Source organism: Aquabacterium sp. (genome assembly GCF_004297345.1).
In the GTDB taxonomy this organism is placed as follows: domain Bacteria; phylum Pseudomonadota; class Gammaproteobacteria; order Burkholderiales; family Burkholderiaceae_C; genus Aquabacterium.
In genome coordinates this window covers 1-2102 of record NZ_SCTN01000130.1, presented here as the reverse complement: position 1 = coordinate 2102, position 2102 = coordinate 1, and the positions used below count along the sequence as shown (strand labels likewise).

General features: G+C 65.1%; 2 protein-coding genes. One reads left to right on the top strand and one right to left on the bottom strand.

Going from position 1 to position 2102, the window contains the following annotated elements; all coding sequences use genetic code 11:
* A partial coding sequence (gene dbpA, locus EPO09_RS04020) for an ATP-dependent RNA helicase DbpA (RefSeq protein ID WP_290640418.1) occupies positions 1 to 1293 on the bottom strand: 1293 nt, incomplete at its 3' end.
* 133 nt (positions 1294 to 1426) lie between these two features.
* Here dbpA and EPO09_RS04015 point away from each other — a divergent pair.
* Positions 1427 to 2102 (top strand): Tim44 domain-containing protein (locus tag EPO09_RS04015; protein ID WP_290640416.1); only part of this gene is annotated, 676 nt, incomplete at its 3' end.

Genomic DNA, 2102 nt, shown 5'->3' with positions numbered 1-2102 from the left:
GTTGATCTTGCCGATCTGGCTGCCCTGCAGGCCGGCATCGCCCGTGAGCGCGCCCAGCACATCACCCGGGCGGATCTTTTCCTTCTTGCCGCCCAGGATCTGGATGGTGACCATGGGCGGTTGCAGCGGCTCCTTGCTGGCAGGGGCCAGCTCGTCCAGCTTTTGCCATTTGGACTCGCGTTTTTGCAGCAGCTCGATGTTGCCCACGCGGCCCATCTCGTCCATGCTGGCCAGGTTCAGCGCCAGGCCTTCTGCATCCCCGCGGCCGGTGCGGCCAATGCGGTGGATGTGGATCTCCGGGTCGGGGGTGACGTCCACATTGATGACGGCCTCCAGCTGGGCGATGTCCAGGCCGCGCGCGGCCACGTCGGTGGCCACCAGCACCGAGGCGCTGCGGTTGGCAAACTGGATCAGGACCTGGTCGCGGTCACGTTGCTCCAGGTCGCCGTGCAGGGCAATGGCCTCGATGCCATGGGCCGTGAGCACCTCGACCAGGTCGCGGCATTGTTGCTTGGTGTTGCAAAAAGCGATGGTGCTGGCGGGGCGATAGTGCAACAGCAGTTGCGACACGGCGTCCAGGCGCGTGCCGTGATCCACTTCAACCCAGAGCTGGCGAATCTTGCGGCCATCGTGCGTGCTTTCAACCTTGACCTCCTTGGGCGAACGCAGAAATTGCGCACTCAGTTTGGCGATGCCTTCCGGGTAGGTGGCCGAGAACAGCAGGGTCTGGCGCTTCTTGGGGCATTGGCGTGTCACGGCGACGATGTCATCGTGGAAGCCCATGTCCAGCATGCGATCGGCCTCGTCCAGCACCAGGGTCTGCAAGCCGGAGAGATCCAGCGTGCCGCGCTCCAGGTGGTCCATCAGGCGGCCAGGCGTGCCCACCACGATGTGCGCGCCGTGTGCCAGGCTTTCAATCTGAGGGCGCATGGTGGCGCCGCCGCACAGCGTCAGCACCTTGGTGTTGGGTTCGAAGCGAGCCAGGCGGCGGATTTCCTGCGCGACCTGATCGGCCAGTTCGCGTGTTGGGCACATGACCATGCCTTGCACAGCCATGCTGGCGCCGTTGAGGCGGTGCAGCATGGGCAGCGCGAAGGCCGCAGTCTTGCCGCTGCCGGTTTTGGCTTGGGCGATCAGATCGTCCCCCGCGAGGGTCAGGGGCAGGCTGGCGGCCTGGATCGCGGTCATGGCCAGGTAGCCCAGCGCTTGCAGGTTCTCCTGCATGGAGGGGCTCAGCGGCAGGTTGCTGAAGGCGTCGGCTGACGTTGGCGTGGCGGGGGAAGGGGTGCTCATGGCGCCATTATCTCTACCGTGGCCATTTGTCAAGGACCGTTGAATTCGATGGGGCAGCCCCCAGATACCGGGCAGACGCGCACAATGCGCGTGTTTGCAACGACTCCGCTTCGGGGTAAGGACAGAAAATTCCATGAACTGGAAGAACGGTTTGACGGCCTTGGCCGTGGTGTTGGCTGGTGTGGGCATGGTGTCCGCGCCCATGGACGTGGAGGCCAAGCGCCTGGGCGGCGGGCGTGCCAGCGGCATGCAGCGCCAGATGCCGGCCAAGCAGCCCCATGCGCCAGACGCCGCGCCCAATCAGGCTGTCAAGCCAGGTCAGCAGTCCAACGCAGCGGCGCCAGCTCAACCGGCTGCGCCTGCTGCGCAACCGGGCAAGCGCTCCTGGTTGGGGCCTATTGCCGGCATCGCCGCTGGCTTGGGTATTGCCGCCCTGATGAGCCATTTCGGCATGGGTGAGGCCTTCGGCAACTTCATGACCATGGCATTGGTCGCCCTGGCGGCCTTCATGGTCATCGGTTGGCTGATGCGCCGCTTCAAGGGCGCCGCGCCTGCGACAGGCCCTCAACTGGCCGGTGCGGGTGCGCCCTACGCAGACCAGGGCGTTTCGCAGGCCAGTACGCCGATGTACCGTGAAGCGATGTCGCAGCCCGCTGCGGCAGGTGTCGCTGCCGTGGCTTCTGGTGCGGCCACGTCCGAGATCCCTGCTGGTTTTGATGCTGCAGGCTTCACGCGCACTGCCAAGATGATTTTCATCCGCATGCAGGCCGCCAACGACGCTGCCAACATTGAAGACCTGCGCAAGTTCA